The sequence below is a fragment of the Neisseria sp. 19428wB4_WF04 genome (assembly GCF_015235335.1).
Taxonomy (GTDB): Bacteria; Pseudomonadota; Gammaproteobacteria; order Burkholderiales; family Neisseriaceae; genus Neisseria; species Neisseria musculi.
Genome location: NZ_JADGLG010000011.1, coordinates 12579 through 35475, shown reverse-complemented (window position 1 = coordinate 35475; position 22897 = coordinate 12579). Strand labels below are relative to the sequence as shown.

The 22897-nt window shown below is 46.1% G+C and carries 19 protein-coding genes and 1 tRNA gene; 12 read left to right on the top strand and 8 right to left on the bottom strand.

The annotated features are described in order from the left end of the window. Positions 1-133: 133 nt before the first annotated feature. The 5 genes from IR141_RS04305 to wecB all read right to left on the bottom strand — a co-directional run bounded on the left by IR141_RS04305 (position 134) and on the right by wecB (position 8333). The gene (locus IR141_RS04305) at positions 134-1321 is read right to left on the bottom strand and encodes a glycosyltransferase (protein WP_135034435.1); all 1188 of its coding nucleotides are present in this window, start codon (positions 1319-1321) and stop codon (positions 134-136) included. Between the two features lie 19 nt (positions 1322-1340). Next, on the bottom strand, positions 1341-3707 hold the full coding sequence (locus IR141_RS04300) for a glycosyltransferase (RefSeq protein ID WP_135034434.1): 2367 nt from the start codon (positions 3705-3707) through the stop codon (positions 1341-1343). Continuing rightward, entirely contained in the window at positions 3704-5767 is a 2064-nt protein-coding gene (locus IR141_RS04295; RefSeq protein WP_135034433.1) for a glycosyltransferase, read from the bottom strand. The genes IR141_RS04300 and IR141_RS04295 overlap by 4 nt, the downstream gene beginning before the upstream one ends. 156 nt (positions 5768-5923) lie before the next feature. Continuing rightward, positions 5924-7192: a UDP-N-acetyl-D-mannosamine dehydrogenase gene (wecC, locus tag IR141_RS04290; RefSeq protein ID WP_135034432.1), complete on the bottom strand. Its 1269-nt coding sequence runs from the start codon at positions 7190-7192 to the stop codon at positions 5924-5926. 13 nt (positions 7193-7205) lie between these two features. Continuing rightward, complete coding sequence (gene wecB / locus IR141_RS04285; RefSeq protein ID WP_368665548.1) at positions 7206-8333, bottom strand: non-hydrolyzing UDP-N-acetylglucosamine 2-epimerase; 1128 nt, start codon at positions 8331-8333, stop codon at positions 7206-7208. A 365-nt stretch (positions 8334-8698) separates the two neighbouring features. On the opposite strand from wecB, the gene IR141_RS04280 reads away from it, so the two are divergent. The 4 genes from IR141_RS04280 (at position 8699) to IR141_RS04265 (ending at position 12530) form a co-directional block, all read left to right on the top strand. Further along, positions 8699-9865 carry a polysaccharide biosynthesis/export family protein gene (locus tag IR141_RS04280; RefSeq protein ID WP_135034430.1) on the top strand — a complete coding sequence of 389 codons (1167 nt, stop codon included), beginning with the start codon at positions 8699-8701 and terminating at the stop codon, positions 9863-9865. 105 nt (positions 9866-9970) lie between these two features. Next, positions 9971-11086, top strand: a complete 1116-nt coding sequence (locus IR141_RS04275; RefSeq protein WP_228068158.1) for a capsule biosynthesis protein — start codon at positions 9971-9973, stop codon at positions 11084-11086. Further along, complete coding sequence (locus IR141_RS04270) at positions 11086-11883, top strand: ABC transporter permease (RefSeq protein ID WP_135034428.1); 798 nt, start codon at positions 11086-11088, stop codon at positions 11881-11883. Before IR141_RS04275 ends, IR141_RS04270 begins: the two co-directional genes overlap by 1 nt. Then, entirely contained in the window at positions 11880-12530 is a 651-nt protein-coding gene (locus tag IR141_RS04265; RefSeq protein ID WP_135034427.1) for an ABC transporter ATP-binding protein, read from the top strand. The genes IR141_RS04270 and IR141_RS04265 overlap by 4 nt, the downstream gene beginning before the upstream one ends. 364 nt (positions 12531-12894) lie before the next feature. Here IR141_RS04265 and groL read toward each other — a convergent pair whose 3' ends face one another. Together groL and groES are read right to left on the bottom strand one after the other, a co-directional pair. Then, on the bottom strand, positions 12895-14535 hold the full coding sequence (gene groL, locus IR141_RS04260; RefSeq protein ID WP_135034426.1) for a chaperonin GroEL: 1641 nt from the start codon (positions 14533-14535) through the stop codon (positions 12895-12897). Between the two features lie 79 nt (positions 14536-14614). Continuing rightward, positions 14615-14902 (bottom strand): co-chaperone GroES, encoded by a 288-nt coding sequence (groES, locus tag IR141_RS04255; RefSeq protein ID WP_135034425.1) that lies wholly within the window; start codon positions 14900-14902, stop codon positions 14615-14617. A 153-nt stretch (positions 14903-15055) separates the two neighbouring features. Here groES and IR141_RS13780 point away from each other — a divergent pair, with 153 nt between their 5' ends. Next, complete coding sequence (locus tag IR141_RS13780; protein ID WP_255518792.1) at positions 15056-15181, top strand: hypothetical protein; 126 nt, start codon at positions 15056-15058, stop codon at positions 15179-15181. Positions 15182-15479: 298 nt separating this feature from the next. Here the strand turns inward: IR141_RS13780 and IR141_RS04250 are convergent, their stop codons facing one another. Beyond that, positions 15480-16100: an isochorismatase family protein gene (locus IR141_RS04250; protein WP_135034424.1), complete on the bottom strand. Its 621-nt coding sequence runs from the start codon at positions 16098-16100 to the stop codon at positions 15480-15482. Between the two features lie 351 nt (positions 16101-16451). Between IR141_RS04250 and IR141_RS04245 the strand changes: the two genes are divergently transcribed. The 7 genes from IR141_RS04245 to IR141_RS04215 all read left to right on the top strand — a co-directional run bounded on the left by IR141_RS04245 (position 16452) and on the right by IR141_RS04215 (position 22426). Continuing rightward, positions 16452-16527 (top strand) — tRNA-Phe (locus tag IR141_RS04245). A 268-nt stretch (positions 16528-16795) separates the two neighbouring features. Then, entirely contained in the window at positions 16796-18475 is a 1680-nt protein-coding gene (gene pilB, locus IR141_RS04240) for a type IV-A pilus assembly ATPase PilB (protein WP_135034423.1), read from the top strand. A 154-nt stretch (positions 18476-18629) separates the two neighbouring features. Then, the gene (locus IR141_RS04235) at positions 18630-19868 is read left to right on the top strand and encodes a type II secretion system F family protein (RefSeq protein ID WP_135034422.1); all 1239 of its coding nucleotides are present in this window, start codon (positions 18630-18632) and stop codon (positions 19866-19868) included. A 1-nt stretch (position 19869) separates the two neighbouring features. Next, entirely contained in the window at positions 19870-20733 is an 864-nt protein-coding gene (locus IR141_RS04230) for an A24 family peptidase (RefSeq protein WP_135034421.1), read from the top strand. A gap of 110 nt (positions 20734-20843) precedes the next feature. After that, entirely contained in the window at positions 20844-21464 is a 621-nt protein-coding gene (coaE, locus tag IR141_RS04225) for a dephospho-CoA kinase (RefSeq protein ID WP_135034420.1), read from the top strand. Next, a complete protein-coding gene (zapD, locus tag IR141_RS04220) occupies positions 21461-22219 on the top strand; it encodes a cell division protein ZapD (protein ID WP_135034419.1) in 759 nt (252 codons plus the stop codon). The genes coaE and zapD overlap by 4 nt, the downstream gene beginning before the upstream one ends. Before the next feature lie 9 nt (positions 22220-22228). Beyond that, on the top strand, positions 22229-22426 hold the full coding sequence (locus tag IR141_RS04215; protein ID WP_135034418.1) for a DNA gyrase inhibitor YacG: 198 nt from the start codon (positions 22229-22231) through the stop codon (positions 22424-22426). The last annotated feature ends 471 nt before the right edge of the window (positions 22427-22897 follow it).

Sequence of the window (22897 nt, the reverse complement as noted above, 5' to 3'; positions counted from 1 at the left end):
CTATGAATAATAAAAAACCATTCGTGAATTTTTGGAATCTTCAGGCAATCTTAAAGCATAGTATAATTTTCTTCACTTATCTATCTTTAATAAAAAGGTAGGATGCATTTGATATTTAAGATAGCCTTTAAAGTTAAGAAATGGAAATAGATTTTATAGATATTGATTTAAATCTATCGTCCCATATTATTATTCTAAAATCAGTAAGCTGTGCTGGTTTGTCCAAGATAAATGATAATGTTCCATTGGCGGTGCCATTAGATCCACAAATATATTTAAACCAACCGATATCATTATAGGATGAAAAAGTTAATCCTGATTGAACTGTTACATTCTGATCAAATTTGAAAGAGAATACTATAGCTTTGGGAGAGGTCAATTGTTTGGATAGAATAATTTCATATTCTAATTCAAATAAACATTTATCTTTATTCTTCTGAATAGCTATCGATGTATCTTTTTTGGATATTTCTAGATTGGATATAGAAAAATAAGATGTTTTCTTATCTGAAAATTCTCTAATATTCATATCCAATACAGGGAAACAAGCTATTAGTTGTTCGGAATTTTTATTTTTTGGATATTTTGATAACTCTGCTTCAACAGTAGCCTCTTGAATATTTGTTGCTTTCGAGAAGCGATAGTTAGAGTCTTGTTGTTCGTGATACGTTTGCAAATACATTATATTTGCAGAGTCTACAATAACAGGAATATTTTGATCTAAATTATGATGGCTATACATTGGAGGTAGTTCTAAATTTTTACCAGACCAGTAACCTATATAGGCCTGTCCCATAGAGGGATACTGTTGCACGACATTTCTAAAATCCATATAATTATTTTGTTTATAGAGGGCAGCAATACCTTTTCCAAAGGAAACGGCCATGTTTTTATAGGCTGACTTATTATATTTTGCTAAATTATCTAGATAGTTTATAGATAGCAGATCGTCATCATCTAAACGAAAGAAAGCTACTGCCCCACTTTCCTTTCCTTTTAAAATTGAATATAAAGGGTTTTCATTTTTCGAATCTACTTCACATAAATACAGAAAAGGATATTTTTTCTGCAAATTAAATAGTATATTTTTCCATTTTTGAGGTAAGATTGACGAATAAGAGACAATATGACGGAAATCGTATTGCTTTCTCATTTTATTCATTAAAGGTATTGATATTTCAGAAAAAATATTTACTCTAACAGACATGCGCTCATCTGAAAACAGATGAGCAATGTACTCTTCTTCTGTAAAATTAGAAACATTCCAAGCATTGCTTCCCGGAATGTATAAACTAAATCTGGTTTGTCCAATAAAATACATATCAACCTCTAATGATTAGTTAAAGTTTTATTAGATTAACATTCGTTAATTCAATATCTGCATCTTTGTGCCATAAAATTAATTTTAATTGTTCAACTATGTTGGCTTTAGATAATGTTATTTCTAAAAAATGGCTTTGTCCGCTGACCGTTGTATTCAGATATTTGTACAGACCGATTTCTTTAAGATCAGACGGCTTAAATCCCGGTACAGGTTCTGTATTAGTTGATTTAAGGGCAACTAAAGCGGCATTAACTTTGGTGTTGGCAGAAAGCTTTAGGCTGTATTCCAAGATTAATTTACAGTTGCTTTGCGCTTCTTTCGGCAATTCGATAACAATACCTTCGGCAATAAGCTTGCGGTTATGAATTTCTATAAGGCAGTTACGATTTACTGCATCGTCCTCTCTTGGTGCCGGTGCAGTCGGAAACAAGGTTGCAGAAATGTGGAACTGTCGCCGAAGCTGCTTGACAAAGGCTTCTACCGAGTAACGATTTTGAATAAGTTCTAAACCTTGTTGATTGTAGCAGTTGAATTTATTTAATGTATTTTGGGCATAAATATGTTCTGCCATGAGCTCAAGTGAATCGAATATATATTTGGGGGGATAGATATATTCTGCGCCATTCCAATTCAATAATACGCCTTGGTTGCCTGCAGAAAAGCCATCTGCCGGAGCAATATGAAAGCTTTCCGGGATCTTTTCATTATCACTGGTGGATAGAATAAAGCCGATATTTTTTAATTCTGTTTTAACATTTACCCAACCTTTGATGATAACGTGTTGGCTCAGATTGTTTTGTTTAATGAATTGTTTGCATTCATTAAAATAAGCCATTTCTTCCGGATTGTTTTTTATCCAAGGCAATTCTTCAGGCATTTTTCCGTAAACGTATAAACGGTATTTTTTATTTTTTTGCACAAGACTATTCAATAATTTTAATGCATTCAGATAACCTTTCCGAGAGGGTAGGATGCCGATAATCCCGAGATTGAAGAGCTTTTCTTCATTTTTAGAACGATCATAATCATTGCTGTCCAAATAATTGGGCAGCAGGCAGGCTTGCGATCGGGGAATACGGGTATATTCTATCAATTTTTCAAAGAAATATAGTGATACTGCAAACACGCGGTTGACTCTTGTAAAGTCTATTTGTTTGAACCAAGGAGTTGTCAGTTCAAAACGGTGCATACGGATAAAAAGTTTTTGGTTTTCTTTAATCCGTTGGCTATACCATACCGCGTTACCCAGCATCCATTCGCAGAAGATGATTTCAGCCCATTTTAGGCAGTTTTCACTGTATTGTTCATCGTGTGAGTTGTGTCCTGCCCATTCGTCTATGCGGATTTGGTAGTATTGTTTCAATTTTGGTAAAACGGGGGTAATAAATTTCAAGTCATAACCTGCTACGACCATTCTGAATTTGATTGCTTCAAGAAAACCTAAATAGTTTTTATGGTAGATTTCTTTTAATATATCTTTAACTCGTTTATTGTAGTTGAAACTTTCAATTAATTTTTTGTTTTTATTGATAAAGTCTGAAAGTTCGGCAAAGTCTTTTTTGTTAATGTCGAAACGGTTATAGGCTATCATGGATTGGATTGCAGTTTGTAAACCCACTTGCAAGCGGACTGCATAATAATCTACGCCCTGCTTTGCGAGCTTCTCTTGGGCTGTTTGCCAAACGGTTAAATGGTTTTTTAGCTCACGGGAACCATAACTTTGCGTTGAAGAGGCTTCTTCATTAATTTTTTTGTTATAAATAAATGTTGGATGATCGATATAAATAACATTATCCGCAACAGATAATACATCGGCCAAATAAATTGTATCCTCCCCCATCTTGAGATCGGAACGCCATGTAATCTGATGCTTTTTCAGCAGGCTGTGTTTAATCAGGCTGGGTACGGTTGTACTTTGTTTGCGGATAATGGTTTCAATGATTTCACGTTTATTCAGGCTATCGAGGTTTTCTAAAATCCGATTGGCAGGAAAACGTTTGTTACCATCATTGACAATAAGATAGCCGCGTACAATATCTGCATTTTTCTGCTGTGAGGCCTGTATATGTACAGCTAATGTATCACTAAAAATTTCATCATCACAATCAAGAAAAAAAATGTATTCACCTAAGGCATGAGAGACACCGAGATTACGGGGTTCGGAAGGGGAGCCGCTATTTTGGCTCATTTGCAATATTTTCCAATTAGGATGTTGTGCCGCCTGCTCATTCAGGTATGCCAACGTGCCGTCTTTGGAGCAATCATCTACAAAAATAATTTCATATTGTGAGTCGGGATAATCAATTTGCTTTAGGGAGGCAATACATGCTTCTATTTTTCCGATAGCATTGTAACAAGGAATGATAATACTGATATCCATCATTCATTCTCCTGTTTGCCGATATAGTAAATGGGGTAATCCATTGTTTGGCCGAAATGAGTTATGGCTTCGGTGAATTTTTGTGCGGATGCAAAAATATGGTTCATTTTCATTTTGGATTCAAATATATATTTTTGTTTTTTATGGGCTGTAAGTGCAATATAATTGTCTTGAATATAGCTGCTGTGTAATAGTGCTTTTTCAATAAAAGCATGTTGTAAGTTTTCCAAGCTGTCGGTTAAAGCAAAATATGGGGTTTCCAAATATTGAGAATGCTCATTTCCGTAGCGGTAAACATAAGACTCTGCCAAAATATTGATTTTCTGATAATTGAATGTTGAGTAAAGCTCTGCTGCGTCTAAATCGGAAATGGCATCTGTCAAGATTGCAAGCAGACGGTATTTATCGCCGCCAAATTTCTGCTTGAATATGCGGATTTCTTCCTGCAATTGCCTTGCATCTGATATTTTTACCGTTAGAGTAACTTTTTCTTGCTCTTGGTTATAAATAATACCCACGGTATTCAAAATATTTTCAAACCGTTTTTGATAAGTGTGGTTTGCTAAAACATTATTGAGGTTTTCTTCCCTTATCCGCTCGATTTCTTCTTGATTTAAGGTTTTCAGACGGCCGGGTTCGGAGTCTAGAAAAACCACATTGCTGCCAAACATCTTTTCCATTCCTTTGGAATGGTTGGACACGACTAATGTGTTGCTGGACATGAGCTCGAAAACGCGCCGGGCAAACATGGTTTCGGAGTCGGTTACCGTATTCAGATTCAAGCCGAACAGGCTGGATTTGTATAGCCGGGCAGTTTCTTCATTGGGAACGTTCGGCTTTTCATACTGACGATATTGTTCGGGGATTAAATGGTTTGGGTCATCGTTGCCGTAGTAACGGTTGTAAAACTCCAATTCGTAGCCGCTGTCGATTAAATTGTCAAACAGTTGGTGCATTGTTTGGGAACGATTGATATGGTTCGCATACCAGCTCCCTGCAAACACCATTTTTTCCGTACGGGGCGTTTGAGGGTTATCTATAGGGTTGAAAATGGCCGGATTGGTTGCAAACGGTAGCGCATACACATTCTCAAGACCGTATTCCTGTTTGTATTGCTCTACACATTCTTGGGCGGTTGTAAAAACAAAGTCGAAAAGGCAGGCCGTTTTCACAAAGTCGTGAATACGGTCGGAATAATGAGCCGGGTCTTCTTTATTCCAAAATATGGTCGGGATACCGTGAGTATGGCAATAATCTAAGATTTCGAGCAATTCGTTACGGTTTTCTTTTGGAAAATTCACACTGGCATAGATTTTTCCTTTCCAAGGTCTGGTTACGCTGTCTGTGCCGCTCCAAGCAGATTCGCAGAAAAATAAGTCGGGCTTTTGCTGTGCAAAAACGATTTTCCAATTATTCGGAGTAATAATCAGTGGCGTAAATTCGTCTTTAAAGGAGTTGAAACTGAATTCGTCTAAAATAATGGCAACTTTAAGTTCTTTGGCTTTTTTGTGGGCAAAATTGCGTTTCAGTATTTTGCGTTGTGCAGCCGGTATGCCGGTTGTTGATACTGTTGCCGCAATATCCTGTTGTTTCAATAGGGAAGCAGCGGGGTGTATTAAAGCTTCAAATGTATTATCTATCGGTTTCGGAGCATCCAGGTGCCCAAACCATTTTTTACATTTTTGCTCAAAAGAGCTGAGTGGATTTTTTCTCGCTTTGCGATTTAAATGTTGTATGTAAATCGACAATAGGGCATTGGGGGTAATAAAGTTGCGGATGGGGTTTTTAAAAAAATCCAGTATCAGACGGCCGAATTGATAAGCAATCGTTTGGTTATGCCTGTCTTGAAAACGTTGGGTTACCAGCAGTTGGTATTTACTTTTTTCGATACGCAAATGATACAGCTCGTCTTGCAGCTGATGGATTTTTTTTTCTTGATCTGTTTGAACGCCGTCTGAAAACTTTGCAAGCCATTTTATGGTTTTCTCAAGCTGTTCATCATCGAGCTGTATATTTTCCTGTTGGAAATAACGTTTCAAATCATCTAAATTTATTTTATTCATATGGCTGGCTCGGCATTATTCTATTTATTAAACATTAGAATAATTTTTATTTTATTGTCTGCAACTTTAATGGGGCGTGCGGTTCCGGTGGTGAGGGATACCGGTATCGCTTGATTGGCGGTAATCTGAGTTTGGCATGTTGCGATTGGCAAAAATCTACCAAATACCTTTAGTATCAACCACTACGGAACCTACAGAGGCCGTCTGAATGTTTTTAAATTCTTTATGGTCAACCAAAACCACTAAAACATCGGCTTCTGACAATGCTTTGTCCAGTTTGGTGTGGCGGATGTTTTTGGCCGCAAGTTTGGCAGGCAGGGTTTCAACGTTTGGTTCGACGGCCAAAATCTGATTGGGGTATTTCTCGGCCAGTTGCTCGGTAATCTTTAAGGCGGGGCTTTCGCGCAAATCATCGATATCGGGTTTGAATGCCAATCCCATGCAGGCAATTTTGATGTCGGCTATGGTTTTGCCGGGGTTTTTCTGCAAGGCTTCAATTACTGCGTTGTTGATTTTGTTGATAACCCATTCGGGCTTGCCATCGTTTACCAAACGCGCGGTGTGGATGAGTTTGGCCAGGTCGGGTGTTTTATTCACGATAAACCACGGATCAACGGCGATACAATGACCGCCTACGCCGCAGCCCGGTTGCAGAATATTGACGCGGGGGTGGCGGTTGGCCAGTGAGATCAATTCCCACACGTTGATATCCAGTTTGTCGCAGATAATGGAAAGCTCGTTGGCGAAGGCGATGTTTACATCTCGGAACGAGTTTTCGGTCAGTTTGCACATTTCGGCCGTGCGGGCATTGGTGATAATGCAGCTGCCTTTTACAAAAGTTTTATATAAGGCTGCGGCTTGTTTCGAACATTTAGAAGTCATGCCGCCGATAATGCGGTCGTTTTCAATCAATTCCCGCATCACTTGGCCGGGGAGTACGCGCTCGGGGCAGTGGGCGATTCGGATATCGGAGTCTTCACCTTTTTGTTGGGGAAAACTTAAATCCGGGCGTTCTGCGGCCAGCCAGCCGGACATTTGTTCGGTGGCGCCAACGGGAGAGGTGGATTCTAAAATCACTAAGTCGCCTTTTTTCAAAACAGGAGCGATGGCGTTGCAGGCGGCTTCGATATAGCTTAAATCAGGTTCGTAATTGTTGCCTTTAAACGGAGTGGGTACGGCGATTAAAAATGCTTCGGCAGGCTCGGGGGATAAGGTGGCTTTGAGTGTGCCGCTGCTGACGCATTGGTGCACGGCAGTGTCCAAATCGGGCTCGACAATGTGGATTTTTCCTTGATTAATCGTATCTACTGCATGCTGGTTGATATCTACGCCGATAACTTTTACGCCGTGGCCGGCAAAAGCAGCCGCAGTGGGCAGGCCGATGTAGCCCAAACCGATAACGGAAATAGTTTGAAAAGGTTGCATTGCGCTTTCCTCGTTAAATGGCAAGTTGTTGTTCGGTTTCTGCCGGTTGGGTAAATACCGACAAAATCTGATCCGCAGCTGTTCCGTTGCCATAAGGGTTATGTGCATCGGCCATTTTTGCGTATTCGGCAGAGTCGGCAAGCAGCCGGTTTACTTGCTCGATAATCACTTCTTGAGATGTGCCGACCAATTTAACGGTACCTGCCGCCACTGCCTCGGGGCGTTCTGTTGTATCGCGCATCACCAGTACAGGTTTGCCTAAAGAAGGGGCTTCTTCTTGAATACCGCCGGAATCGGTAAGAATCAGATACGACATTCTCATCAGATAAACAAAAGCCAAATAGTCCAAAGGCTCTATCAGATGGACGTTGTGTTTGCCGCTAAGCAGGCGGTTTACGGGCTCACGCACATTGGGATTCAGGTGCACGGGGTAAACGAATTGCACATCAGCGTGTTGATCTGCCAGTTTGGAAACCGCTTGGCAGATGTTTTCAAAACCTTCTCCGAAATTTTCCCTTCGGTGGCCGGTAATCAAAATGATTTTACCGCTGCCTAAAAAAGAGAAACGCTCTGCATATTGCTGCATCAATTCTTTATTGCTGTCGATTTTGCAGCAGGTAAGAAACAGGGCATCGATAACGGTATTTCCGGTTACATATATGCTTGAGAGGGGAACGCCTTCACGAAACAGATTGTTTTTGGTGCTTTCGGTGGGCGCGAAATGATATTTGGCGATAGCGCCGGTAAGTTTGCGGTTTCCTTCTTCGGGCCAGGGGGAATAAATATCGTTGGTGCGCAAACCTGCCTCGATATGGGCGATATCGATTTGGTTGTAATAGGCGGCTAAAGCAGTTGCCAAGGTGGTGGCAGTATCACCGTGTACAAAAACAACATCGGGTTTGTAGTCGTCTAAGATAGGCTGGATTTTTTCTAAAATAGCAGAATTTACAGTAGATAGTGTTTGTTTGCTGCTCATAATGTCCAAATCATAATCGGGTATGATTTCAAACAAGTCAAGCACTTGGTCGAGCATCTGGCGGTGTTGGGCAGTTACGCAAACACGGAAATCTGCCTTTCTTTTTTTCAAACCTTCAATTAAAGGGGCCATTTTGATAGCCTCCGGCCGGGTGCCGAATACAATCAGCAGTTTTTTAGCACGTGCGGGAGGAGGGGATACCGCTATGGGATTAAAAGCAAATGAATCGTTGAATGTTGTCAATGTCAGAGCACTATTATCGGCGTTATTGTTTTTTTGCACGGCACAGCCTTTCGTATTACACGGGTAGAACTTTGTCATATGTTTTTGAATTGCTAGGGATTATAACTCAGTTTGTGAGTTTTTGAAAAAAATTGTTTTTTTTTTTTTTTTTTTGAGTTTGTTTGGTTTGTTTTGTTAAAATAACTCCGCTTTGCGTATTGCAGGCAGTAATATTTGGCTGCAATACGCAACACTCCGATAAAAAGTGTTGGTCTGTTTTTGGCTATTTGTATAGAGAAAGTTTGTTGATGACGCGTTTCCAGTTGCCGGCCGGATGCATTCTATTGCTGCTTTTAGGGTGTGGTGCTTTGCCTACTTCAGGGCCGAATCAAACCAAGGTGATAAGTTTGCAAAATCAAAGCCGCCAGGCGGCAGTGCCTGATGTTGCTGTGGTTGATGTGGACGAGCGGGTAATTTCCACACTGTATGCGGCAGGCAGAGGGCAGTCGCTGGCTGATTTGGCAACGCGCCATTCGGGTTTTGCCGATGCAGTGGGAGAAGGCGATGTGTTGGAGATTACGCTGTGGGAGGCGGCACCTGCGGTGCTGTTTGGCGGGGCATTGAATTCTGTGGGTTCGGGGTCGGCCCAAACAGTAAGCCTGCCGCCGCAGATTGTGGACACGCGGGGCAGGGTGTCTGTGCCGTTTTTGGGCGATGTGGCGGTGAGCGGTAAAACGCCGGACAGGATACGCAGGGAAATTGTAGGCCGTCTGAAAAAAATGGCCAACCAGCCTCAGGCAATGGTGCGTGTGGCGCAGAATAATTCGAGTAATGTAACGGTAATCCGTGCCGGCCGCAGTATCCGTATGCCGCTCACCGGGCACCGGGAGCGGGTTTTGGATGCGGTGGCGGCAGTTGGCGGTACCGATAGCGGCGTGCAGGATATTTCGGTGCAGCTTACGCGCGGCGGTATAGTGCGCACGGCTGCATTGGAAACCGTTACGGCAGAGGCGGGGCAAAATATTGTCTTGCGCCCGGGGGATGTGCTGACCCTGCTTTCCAAGCCTTTGAGTTTTACGGCTTTGGGCGCGTTGGGACGCAACCAGCAGGTGCAGTTTTCGGCCAAGGGCATGAATTTGGGTGAGGCCATCGGTGTGGTGGGTGGTTTGCAGGATCGGCGTTCGAATCCGGAGGGAGTGTTTGTGTTCCGCTATCAGCCTGTTTCTGCGCTGCCGAAGGGAGAGCAGGATAAATGGTTGGGTAAAGGCTACGCTTCAGAAATGGAAGTGCCGACAGTTTACCGTGTCAATCTTTTAGATGCCAACTCGCTGTTTTGGATGCAGCGTTTTTCGATGCGGGATAAAGATATTGTGTATGTGTCGAATGCGCCGGTGGCAGAGCTTCAGAAATTTTTGCAATTTGTATTCTCGCCGATTGTCAGTGGTGTGAACAGCATTAATGATTTGGGTAATTAACCGGAAAGCGTGAAAATGTCTGAGCAAAAAGTGGATACGGAAAATACTCAAGTGTCGGCAGAAGTGAAACAGGCAACAGCTGCTAAGGCGGTCTGTGCGGCGGATATGCTGCAGCAAGGGAAAAGGTTTCGGGTGAAAAAAATCAGCAGGCTGTTTTGGGTTACGGTGATTCTTCCAACGGTTTGTTCGCTGGTTTATTTTTCGGTCTGGGCTTCAGACCGTTATGTGTCTGAATCAAGTTTTGTGGTGCGCTCGCCAAGCCATCAGGCTTCGTCTGGCGGGTTGGGGGTGCTGTTGCAGAATGCAGGGTTTTCGCGTGCGCAGGACGACACTTATACCGTGCGTGAATACATGAGCTCGAGATCGGCACTTTCAGCTTTGGAAAAAGCTATTCCGGTGCGTTCGTTTTATGAAGATAAAGGCGATATTTTCAGCCGTTTCAACGGGTTTGGCTTATACAGTGCCCATGAGGCTTTTTACCAATATTATAAAGGCAAGGTTAATATTGCGTTTGATGCCGTTTCAGGTATTTCTACTTTGAGTGTGGAGTCGTTTGATGCCGGAGACTCTCAAAAAATCAATGCGGCGTTGCTGAATCGGGGTGAAGAGCTGATTAACAGGCTCAATGAGCGGGCGCGCAAAGACACAATCGCCCAAGCGGAGCACAATGTGGCCGTGGCGGAAGAGCGGGTTAAAGAAGCGGCAGGAGAGATGGCGGTTTACCGTACCCAAAACGGTATTTTTGATTTGAAAGCGCAATCAGAGGCGCAGATGGGTTTGGTGTCTAAATTGCAGGATGAGCTGATTGTGATTCAAACCCAGCTTGACCAAGTGCGTGCGGTAACTCCTGAAAACCCTCAGATTCCGGGCTTGCAGGCGCGTGAAAAGAGCCTGAAGCGGGAAATCAAACAGCAAATGCAGATGATTTCAGGCGGCTCGGGCAATTCGATTACTGCCCAGGCGGCCGCTTACCAACGTTTGTTTTTAGAAAACGAGCTGGCCGAGAAACAACTGGCTGCGGCCATTGCCTCACTGGAGAGTGCCAAGGCGGAAGCCGACCGCAAGCAGCTTTATCTCGAAGTGGTGTCGCAGCCGAGCCGCCCCGATATGGCATTGAAACCCCACCGTGTTTACAACATCATTGCTACTTTTTTTATCGGTTTGATGCTTTACGGCATTATCAGCCTGCTTGCAGCCAGTGTGAGAGAGCATAAAAACTGATGAAAGCCCTGCAAGAAACTTCATTTAAAGAATCGCTGGTTATTCAAGGGCGGGTAATCGGCGCGCTTTTGATGCGCGAAATCATCACCCGTTACGGGCGCAGCAACATCGGTTTTTTATGGCTGTTTGTCGAACCGATGCTGATGACGGCATTTATCGTGTCGATGTGGAAATTTCTGCGTGCAGATGAGATTTCTGCATTGAATATTGTGGCGTTTGCGCTCACAGGCTATCCGATGGCTATGATGTGGCGCAATGCTTCCAACCGTGCCATCGGTGCCATTTCGGCCAATGCAAGCCTGCTGTATCACCGCAACGTGCGGGTGTTGGATACGATTTTTGCGCGGGTATTGCTTGAGGCGGCGGGAGCCACGGTGGCGCAAATCGTGATGGTGGCCGTGTTGGTGATGATAGGCTGGGTTGAAATGCCTGCCGACATTTTCTATATGCTGCTTGCGTGGATGCTGATGGCTCTGTTTGCCTTGGGGTTGGGTTTGGTGATGTGTTCTGTTGCCTTTAAATTTGATGCGGTAGGAAAACTGTGGAATACGGCGAGTTTCGTGATGCTGCCGCTTTCGGGCGCTTTCTTTTTTGTATCTTCGCTGCCGCAGCAGATTCAGGAATACGCTTTGTGGGTTCCGATGGTGCACGGTTCGGAAATGTTCCGCCACGGCTATTTCGGCAGCGGGGCAGTAACGATGGAAAACCCGTGGTATCTGTTGTTGTGTGATTTGGCATTATTGCTGATAGGCTTGGCAATGGTGGACAAGTTCAGCAAAGGGGTTGAGCCGCAATGATTTCCATCAAACATGTTTACAAGCAGTATCAAACCCGCAACGGAATGCGGACTGTATTGAACGACATCAATTTTTCATTGGCAAAGGGTGAGAAAATCGGCATTCTCGGCCGCAATGGTGCAGGAAAATCCACATTAATCCGCTTAATGAGCGGTGTAGAACCGCCGACCAAAGGCGAGATCAGGCGCAGCATGAGTGTTTCATGGCCTTTGGCATTCAGCGGCGCTTTCCAAGGCAGCCTCACCGGCATGGATAATTTGCGCTTTATCTGCCGCATTTATCATGCCGATATGGCTTATGTGAAAGCATTTACTGAAGAGTTTTCAGAGTTGGGCCAATATCTTTATGAGCCGGTAAAGCGCTATTCTTCAGGCATGAAAGCGCGGTTGGCGTTTGCACTGTCGCTGGCGGTAGAGTTCGATTGTTATCTGATTGACGAAGTAATTGCCGTGGGTGACTCGCGTTTTTCCGAAAAATGCCGTTACGAACTGTTTGAAAAACGGCATGACCGTTCGATTATTTTGGTGTCGCACAGCCCGGGCGCGATGAAACAGTATTGCGATAATGCAATGGTGCTGGAAGCCGGGCATCTGTACCGGTTTGATAATATGGATGAGGCTTATCGATATTACAACAGACAAATATAAGCCAAAGGCCGTCTGAAAATTTTCAGACGGCCTGAGTTTTTGAATCTTATTACCAAGACCTTGTTATCCACACCTGTTCGGCAATATAGCAAAACCATGTAAGAGCACCAAGGCAACGGAGCAGCCGGAACGGCAATAGAGCCGTGGCGTGTCGCCTGCTTAAAGTTTGCCGGTTTGTTGTGCTGTTTGTGTGTATTGTCATCTGTGCAGGCTGATTGCTTGATATTGATTTGAGTGGATTGGCCGGCTGCCCTGCCTTCGGCTCCACTACCTTACCCCATTCTGTGTGGTTTCATGAAAAACACCCGCACGGTTTGTGCCGTACGGGTGTTTGAATAGTGCCACTCTATATTTTCAGACGGCCTTACATCATGCCCATGCCGCCCATACCGCCCATGCCGCCCATATCGGGTGCGGCAGGTTTGTCTTCGGGGGTTTCGGCAATCATGCAGTCGGTAGTCAGCATCAGGCCGGCAATAGAAGCGGCGTGTTGCAGCGCCGAACGGGTAACTTTGGCAGGATCCAGCACGCCCATCTCCAGCATATCGCCGTAGGTGTCGTTGCCGGCGTTGTAGCCGTAGTTGCCTTTGCCTTCCAGCACTTTGTTCACCACCACGCTCGGCTCGCCGCCGGCGTTTTTCACGATTTGACGCAGCGGGGATTCTACAGCGCGCAATACGATTTGAACACCTGCGTCTTGGTCGGTATTGGAAGTTTCCACTTTAGACAAGGCCGCACGGGCACGCAGCAGTGCTACGCCGCCGCCGGCTACAATGCCTTCTTCCACTGCGGCGCGGGTTGCGTGCAGAGCATCATCAACGCGGTCTTTTTTCTCTTTCATTTCCACTTCGGTAGCCGCGCCCACTTTAATCACAGCCACGCCGCCGGCCAGTTTGGCCACACGCTCTTGCAGTTTTTCTTTGTCGTAATCGCTGGTAGCGGTTTCGATCTGCTGGCGGATTTCGGTCACACGGCCTTCAATCAGAGCGGCATCGCCGAAGCCGTCGATAATGGTGGTGTTTTCTTTGCCGATTTCGATGCGCTTGGCTTGGCCCAAGTCTTCCAACGTGGCTTTTTCCAAAGACAGGCCGACTTCTTCGGCAATCACGGTGCCGCCGGTGAGAATGGCGATGTCTTGCAGCATGGCTTTGCGGCGGTCGCCGAAGCCCGGGGCTTTAACGGCCACGGTTTTCAGAATGCCGCGCAGATTGTTTACCACCAAGGTGGCCAATGCTTCGCCTTCCACGTCTTCGGCAATAATCAGCAGCGGGCGGCTGGTTTTGGCAATCTGCTCCAAAACAGGCAGCAGGTCGCGGATGTTGCTGATTTTTTTGTCGAACAGCAACACGAAGGGGTTGTCGAGGGCAGCGATTTGTTTCTCGGGCTCGGTGATGAAGTAAGGGGAGAGGTAGCCGCGGTCAAACTGCATACCTTCTACGACATCAAGCTCGTTTTCGAGAGATTTGCCGTCTTCAACGGTAATCACACCCTCTTTGCCCACTTTTTCCATGGCTTCGGCGATGATGGCACCCACCTGCTCGTCAGAGTTGGCGGAAATAGAGCCTACCTGGGCGATTTCTTTTGAAGTGTCGCAGGGTTTGGAAATGTTTTTCAGCTCTTCCACCAAAGCGGTAACAGCTTTGTCGATACCGCGTTTCAGGTCGGTGGGATTCATACCTGCGGTAACGTATTTCATGCCTTCGGCTACGATGGCCTGCGCCAAAACAGTGGCGGTGGTGGTACCGTCGCCGGCTACATCATTGGTTTTGGAGGCGACTTCTTTCACCATTTGCGCGCCCATGTTTTCAAATTTGTCTTTCAGTTCGACTTCTTTGGCCACGGTTACGCCGTCTTTGGTGATGTGCGGGCCGCCGAAGGCGCGGTCGAGCACAACGTTGCGGCCTTTGGGGCCTAAGGTTACTTTTACTGCATCGGCCAATACATTTACGCCTTTAATCATTTTTTGGCGGACTTCATTGCCGAACTGTACGTCTTTTGCTGCCATAATCTATATACTCCGTTAATTAATTAAAATAGGCTGTTACCGGCCGTTTGAAAAATGTTTTCAGACGGCCTTTTGTCTTTTATTCGACAATGCCGAAGATATCTTCTTCGCGCATCACCAACAGCTCTTCGCCATCGGCTTTCACGGTTTGGCCGCTGTATTTGCCGAAGATGATTCTGTCGCCGACTTTTACATCGAGCGGACGGCGGTTGCCGTCGCGGCCGATTTTGCCGGCACCGACGGCGATAACTTCTCCCATATCGGGTTTTTCAGCGGCTGCACCCGGCAAAACGATGCCTGATGCGGTTTTTTCTTCAGCTTCCAAGCGTTTGACGACTACACGGTCGTGCAGGGGGCGGATAGTCATGTATATGCTCCAAATAGATAATAAAAACAAATGCCTGAATATAAGGCTGTTGAGAAAAAAATACGGCGCGCCGAGATTGTGCGCAGTATTTTGCTTTGAACGGAAGGCAAAATAGGGCTGCGTGCGGTAAATTCAAGCCCTTAAAGCGGTATTTTGTTAAAAATATTTTTCAGACGGCCGTCTGAAGGTAACGGGCAGGGCTTTATTTCTAAAAAGCGGCTTGCCATCGAAATAAAACCGCTTTCGCTGCGGCAGGAATATGTAGTGGATCCGCTTTGATTTTTGGTATGTAATCAGCAAGCCGCAGGCACCGGGGGCAGTACGGCAAGGCACAGCAGTGCTGTAACGGAAATGAAGCGGATCCACTCACTATCAGTGTTGGAAAAGGTTGGGTTGTTTACACTTTTTATACCATACCGCTTTTGTTTTCGCTGAAATGATGGTTGTGATTTTTGAGTATGCTTGAGAGCCGGGCAGATTTGCTCTATCTTTCTGCATTTTTGATCGCGCTCAAAGATTCCAAAATAGGTTTTAAGCAACAACGAAAAGTGTAAACAACGCGGGGAGCTTCTTGGTTTTAAGTCAATAAGGTAGGAATATCATCGGTGTGGTGTGCAATCAGTGCACCGGCTTTTTCCATATTGTAGATGGCCTGGCGTTCTTCTTTTGTGTTCAGGCTGCGGCAGGCGTCCAAATTGACGATTACGCGCCATTTGCCATACCAGCAAAGCTGCAGCACGGTGGCCTGTACGCAATATTCGGTTGCCAAGCCGCCGACAATCAAGGTTTCGGCATTGCGGCTGGTCAGCCATTCTATCAGGCCGGTGCTGATATTTTCTGCCATATCGTGAAAGCAGGCACCGAAAGTATGGGTGTGGCTTTCCAACCCGATATGCACTAAAAAATGGTAGTTGTCGGGCAGGGGCAGGCCGGGAAGGCTTTCATAACCTTTGGTACCCAAAACTGCATGGCTCACCCAGTCTCCGGCCATTTCCATCGGCAGATAGTGCTCCTGGCTTTCAGTTTGCCATGGTTCGTGGGGGCTGTGCGCGTCTTTGGTTAAAACCCGGTAGTGCGCCCAAGCGGCTTGGCGGTTGAGATGGGGAACAATGGATAGCGCATCCGGTACGGGAAGCTCGTTCGGGCAGAGCTCTGAAAATGTTTTCTGGGGATGTATATCAATGGCAACAATACTCATAGTAAACACCTATTTTGGAGAAAAGAGAATTCCACGCTGTGTGGTATTTATCATAATTTGCATCGTTTTTATTCTTGAAGAATTTGATTCTTTTAAAGAAGTAAAAAAACTTTGCAGTTATTTAAAATCTTACCTATATTGGATATTCGGTTTATATTACAGATAATCGGTAGTTTAGGCAAAATATTTGCGGTAAGCAGATGTTTTGAGGAGTGATTGTGCATTCTGTAAGCAACAATGCCGGTTTTATTTTTAGAAAAAATAGCTGCTTACCTTAAAGTAACACTCTTTTTTTACAAAAAACTTGCGCCGTATGGGTGATTCTGTTTTAATACATACTTTCTCAGGTACGGCCAGATAGCTCAGTTGGTAGAGCAACGGACTGAAAATCCGTGTGTCGGCGGTTCGATCCCGCCTCTGGCCACCATTTACCGCAATCATGCGGTTATTTTTTATCTGTTGCTTTTACGCTGAATAAATATAAAATTGAATGTATTTGAATACAGGCCGGGTAGGTTTACCCGGCCTGTTCGCTTATAATGATATTGTTTTTGCCGGAATAGTTTTATCAGGTATGAAACAACATTGCGGGTTTATGTCGTGCGGAAAATCATCATTGATGCCGTATAATGAATGACATATTTAATAATAATGGCAATTGCCTGTATATCAGGCAGTCAGGCAGGAATAACAACATGAGCGTCGGTATATTAAGAGTATTGGTGCAAAGCCAAATCGTTGATGCAGCACAAGTCGAACGGTATCAAAGCGTATTGAAAAGCAATAAGTCCATCCTTCCTCTGTTGTTTGAAGAAGGTGTGATTACGCCCAAAGCGTTGGGGGAGTTGCTGGCGAGGGTGTTTAGTTATCCGTTGTTGGATCTGCGTTATTATCCGCGCAGCAATATCCTTTCAGATGTGCTTTCAGAAGAGCAGATGCTGCAAAACCGCTGTATTCCGATTTTTCAGCGGGGGAGAAAAGTTTATTTCGCGGTGTCTGATCCTACCCGAATTCAGAGTTTTCAAAAAATTGCTTTCGCTTCCGGTATATCGGTTGATTTAGTTGTGGTGTGCGATGATCAACTGAACACCCTGCTTGAGTGGCTGGGTCAGCGCTCGACTTCTATCTTGAACGAAATGAGCAAGGAGCATGACGCCTCCACTCCTGCCCAGGCGCTGTATATCGATAATGAAGAGGCGGAAGATGGGCCGATTCCCCGCTTTATCCATAAAACACTTTCAGATGCATTGAATGCCGGTGCGTCCGATATCCATTTCGAGTTTTACGAACAGATGGCGAGGGTGCGTTTCCGCGTGGACGGCCAGCTGCGCGAAGTGGTGCAGCCGCCTGTGGCTGTGCGCGGCCAGTTGGCATCGCGTATCAAAGTGATGGCACGTTTGGATATTTCAGAAAAACGTGTGCCGCAAGACGGTCGTATTCAAATTGCTTTTCACAAGCACGGCCGCCCGATTGACTTCCGTGTCAGTACGCTGCCTACCCTGTTTGGCGAAAAAGTAGTGATGCGTATTTTGAATTCGGATGCGGGGGCACTCAATATCGATCAACTCGGTTTCGAGCCTTTTCAAAAAGAGATGCTGCTGGAAGCCATTCACCGCCCATATGGAATGGTGCTGGTAACAGGCCCTACCGGATCAGGTAAAACAGTGTCGCTTTATACCTGCTTGAATATTTTGAATACCGAGAGTGTGAATATTGCCACTGCGGAAGACCCGGCCGAGATTAATCTGCCGGGTATCAACCAAGTAAACGTAAATGATAAACAGGGACTTACTTTTGCGGCAGCGCTGAAGTCTTTCCTGCGCCAAGACCCGGATATCATTATGGTGGGCGAGATTCGTGACTTGGAAACAGCGGATATTGCCATTAAGGCCGCACAAACCGGGCATATGGTGTTTTCTACTCTGCATACCAACAATGCACCGGCCACTTTGTCGCGTATGTTGAATATGGGGGTGGCTCCTTTCAATATTGCCAGTTCGGTCAGCCTGATCATGGCGCAACGCTTATTGCGCCGCTTATGCCAGGCCTGCAAGGCGCCGATGGAACGCCCGCCTGTATCGGCTTTGAAAAAAGCGGGTTTTACAGACGAAGATTTGGCTAAAGACTGGGTAATGTATCGTGCAGTAGGGTGTGATAGCTGCCGTGGAAAAGGCTATAAAGGCCGTGCCGGTGTTTATGAGGTAATGCCGATTACCGAAGAAATGCAGCGGGTGATTATGAATAACGGCACCGAAGTGGATATTATGAATATGGCTTATAAAGAAGGTATGGTGGATTTGCGCCGTTCCGGTTTGTTAAAAGTAATGCAGGGGATAACTTCTTTAGAAGAAGTTTTAGCTCACACCAACGATTGATGATTTTAAGAAACTGTCATCAATCAATCTTATATCAACTTTGCAATTTTGTTGTGCAATCAGTTTTGATATCTGCTGTTCGTATCAGAATGCGGGATAAATTGATTGCTTGACAGTCTCTAAAAAACAGTTTGATTATTTTAAGGGGTAAAACATGACCAAAAGCAGTATAGGCAGCCGCTCGGCCAAAAAAGACAAGGGCGTGCGTTTTTCTTTTGAGGGCAGAAATATAGACACCGAGCAAATGGTGCGCGGTGAGGTGGTGGCCAAAAACGAAGAAGAGGCGCGCAAAAAGCTCCAGCGGCGCGGTATTAAACCGCTACGCGTAAGCAAGGTTAAAGCGGTGCGTAAAAAGCGGATCACTCAGGAAGACATTACCGTATTCACCCGTCAGCTTGCTACTATGATGAAAGCCGGCCTGCCGTTGATGCAGGCATTTGAAATCGTGGCGCGCGGCCATTCCAACCCTTCTATGACGCAGATGTTGATGCAGGTGCGTGCAGATGTGGAGCAGGGTAGCGCATTGGGCAAGGCATTTTCTAAACATCCTAAATATTTCGACCGTTTTTATTGCAATCTGATTGCCGCAGGTGAGGCGGGCGGCGTGCTTGAGTCGTTATTGGACAAGTTGGCGGTATATAAAGAAAAAACCCAAGCCATCAAAAAGAAAGTAAAAAGCGCGCTTACTTACCCGATTGCTATTGTGGTGGTAGCTGTCGTGCTGGTGTTTATCATGATGGTGTTTGTGTTGCCGGAGTTCGGCAAGGTGTATAGCAGTATGGGTGCAGAACTACCAGGATTAACCCAAATCGTGATGAATATATCGAATTTGATGGTGAAGTATGCCTGGGTGATTGTGGTTGGTGCCATTGTTGCCGGCTTCGGTCTGTATCAATGGTATAAAAGATCACCAATGTTGCAAAAACGGGTTGATGCGGCTTTACTCAGGCTGCCGATCTTCGGCGATATTGTGCGCAAAGCCACGATTGCACGCTGGGCGCGCACCACAGCCACATTGTTTACTGCCGGCGTGCCTTTAGTAGAGGTGCTGGATTCGGTGTCCGGGGCAGCCGGCAATATTCTTTATGAAGAGGCCACTCAAGATATTCGTGCCAAAGTTACCCAAGGCTTGTCGCTGACCTCCAGTATGCAGGGCACCGATATGTTTCCCAATATGGTGTTACAGATGGCCGCTATTGGAGAAGAATCCGGTTCGTTAGACGATATGTTGAACAAAGCCGCCGAATTCTATGAAGATGAAGTGGACAATGCCGTTGCACAGCTCTCATCATTGATGGAGCCAGTCATCATGGTGGTGCTTGGGTCGATTATCGGCGTTATTCTCGTGGCTATGTATCTGCCCCTGTTTAACTTGGGTAACGTGGTGGGCTGAAATGTTGGCATTTCTTCACGGGCTGGCACCCTTTGCGGTGCCTTTGGCTGCTTTGACCGGCTTATTGACAGGCAGTTTTTTAAACGTAGTGATTTACCGTGTGCCGGTGATGATGGAGCGCGGATGGACGGTATTTGCCAAAGAACACCTGGGTTTGGAACTGACGGCGGCAGAGCAGCAGCCCTTTAATTTGATTAAACCGGACTCCCGTTGTCCGAAATGTTATACACCGGTTAAGCCGTGGCAGAATATTCCGGTGGTCAGTTACTTACTGTTGGGCGGTAAATGCGGGAGCTGCAAAGCCCCCATCAGCAAGCGTTATCCTTTGGTAGAGTTGCTGACCGGTATATTGTTTGCTGCTGTAACGTGCCAATACGGGTGGAGCATGGTTACTTTGGGCGGTTTGATCTTCACCGCCATGTTGATTGCGTTAGCCTTTATCGATGCCGACACACAATATCTGCCCGACCAATTAACTCTGCCGCTGATATGGCTAGGTTTGCTGTTCAACTTGAACGGCACGTTCGTACCGCTTGCTTCAGCCGTACTCGGCGCAGTCTGCGGATATATGAGCCTGTGGATGTTGTGTTATATTTACAAACTGCTAACCGGTAAAATCGGCATGGGCGGCGGTGATTTCAAGCTGTTGGCAGCGCTGGGCGCATGGTTGGGAGCAGGCGTATTGCCGGTATTGGTATTTATAGCCGCCCTGATCGGGATAGTTGCCGCGTTGGTGATGCGGGTGGCGAAAGGCCGGCCGTTTGCGTTCGGCCCCAGTTTGGCTGTAGCAGGGTGGTTGGTTTTTATTGCTAACGACAAAATCAGTGCCGCAGTGAGATGGTGGCTGGGTGTTTCCGGGTTTTAAAATGCTGCACAATATCGTATGAAGCCCTATCTTGAAAAAAAGGGGCGGCAATTGCATGAAAGGATGCCGGCAGGCAGAGAAAACCCAAACGGTTAGGAGGCCTTTGAAGCATGGTATGTTGGGTAGGATTGACCGGAGGAATCGGCAGCGGTAAATCACAAGCCGCTGCCGAATTTGCCCGCTTGGGGGTGCCGGTGATTGATGCAGATGCGGTCAGCCGCAGTTTAACGGCGGATAACGGTGCAGCTTTACCCGAAATACGGAAAGCACTCGGCAACCAACTGTTTGATGCGGAAGGCCGTCTGAAACGTGCCGCGTTGCGGGATATGGTTTTCAGACGGCCTCAGGCCAAACAGATTTTAGAAAACATCATGCACCCCCTGATTTTGGCGGAAATCCGGAGGCGGCAAAGTGTAGTCGGACAGGTTTACGGAGTGGTTGATATTCCTCTCTTAATAGAGCGGCCCGTATTTTCCGGGCTGACCGAGCGTATTTTGGTGGTGGATGTTTCGGAAACGACCCAAGTCGGGCGCGTATATAGCCGCAGCGGGCTCGAAACCGAAGAAATCAAACGCATCATGGCCTCGCAGGCCCGCCGCAGAGACCGTTTGTTGGCTGCCGATGATGTTTTATCCAACGAAGGCACGTTAGCGGAGCTGGCAGGCAAGGTGCGGCGCCTGCACCGCTATTACCTGGCTCTTTTTTCCTGTTTTACGGGAGCAAATCCATGATTCGTTTCGAGCACCCGCTTTCCGAGCGGGTACGCAGTTTTTTACGTATCGAACACTTGTTCAGGCGTTTTCATACAGAAAGCCTGAGGCAGGAAAACAGCCCGTGGCCGCATCATTTGGCACTGTTCACCTTGTTTGAAATTATGGAATGTGCAGGCCGGGCGGAGTTGAAACTGGATATTTTGCAGGAGTTGGAGCGGCAAAAGCAGTTTGCGGCAGTCGGCCGGATTGGAGGAGGGCAGACCGCTTTATCGGCACAGCTGCATGCGGTGGCCGAAAATTTGCAGGGAATCAAACAGAAATTCGGCCAGCATTTACGTGAAAACGATTGGCTGATGGCTATTAAGCAGCGTATGTCGGTGGCCGGCGGCACCAGTCCGTTTGATTTGCCGGCCTATTATTTTTGGCAGCAACAGCCATACGCGCACCGCTTGGCCGATTTGCAGAAATGGGCGGCCACTTTGCTGCCTACCCAAGAAGCAGTCGGTATGCTGCTGTCTATTTTGCGGGGCAATGCTGTTACGGTTGACTGCGTGGCACAGAAAGGCAGTTATCAAAGCAGCAGTTTGACGCAAAGCATCCATATGTTAATCATCGAAGTGGGCATGCAGCATCAGGTGCTGCCTGAAATTTCGGCCAATAAATACGTTACCCATATCCGTTTTTTGGAGGCTTCGCAGGAGTATGCACGGGGCAGGCCGGCAGCCGAAGATGTACCGTTTAAGCTGATGATGTGCAGTTTCGACCCGACCTAGAGAATGTGTATGGCTCAAAAAAATGTTTGGGTGAAATGCCCGACTTGCCGAAGGGCAAACAAATGGTCTGCCGACAACCCTTTCCGCCCGTTTTGCAGCGAACGCTGCAAACTGATTGATTTGGGTGCTTGGGTAAATGAGGATTACACGGTGGAGACGGGGGAAGAAGAATGGCTGTCCGGGGCAGAATTGAATCACAGGCATTGAGCCATGTTTGGTTTTCGGTTGTTTCCCGCCGCCGTTAAAGAGATTTGGCCGGTGCGCTGTGAAAACAAAAAACGGAAGGGCATGGGAAGAGGGTTTTTTGCCGGATTTGCTTAGGCCGTCTGAAACAGCGGGTTGCCGTCATTTGGGCATAAGTGGATACGGAAAAATAAAATTTGGTTATGCTTTGAGATTTTGTATAGCGCTCTCTGAAAATGTTTGTTTCCGTTGGGCCTGGTGATGTCGGTGAAAATAAACCGGGAAGCAGGCCGCAGATGTGATCAATTAAACAGATGTTATAAGTAGTGAGCCTGGATATTTTCAGTATCGGGCAGCAAGCTGCAAACAGCAAACAGTATGCGGAGTGTGGTAACAACCGTAACGGTATAGTGCAAAGCGGGTCAAAGCCCCATTATTTTAAAGCGGGCGGGCTGTGGTATGGTAGGGCGCAGCAGTAGGCGGTAGTGGGTATCC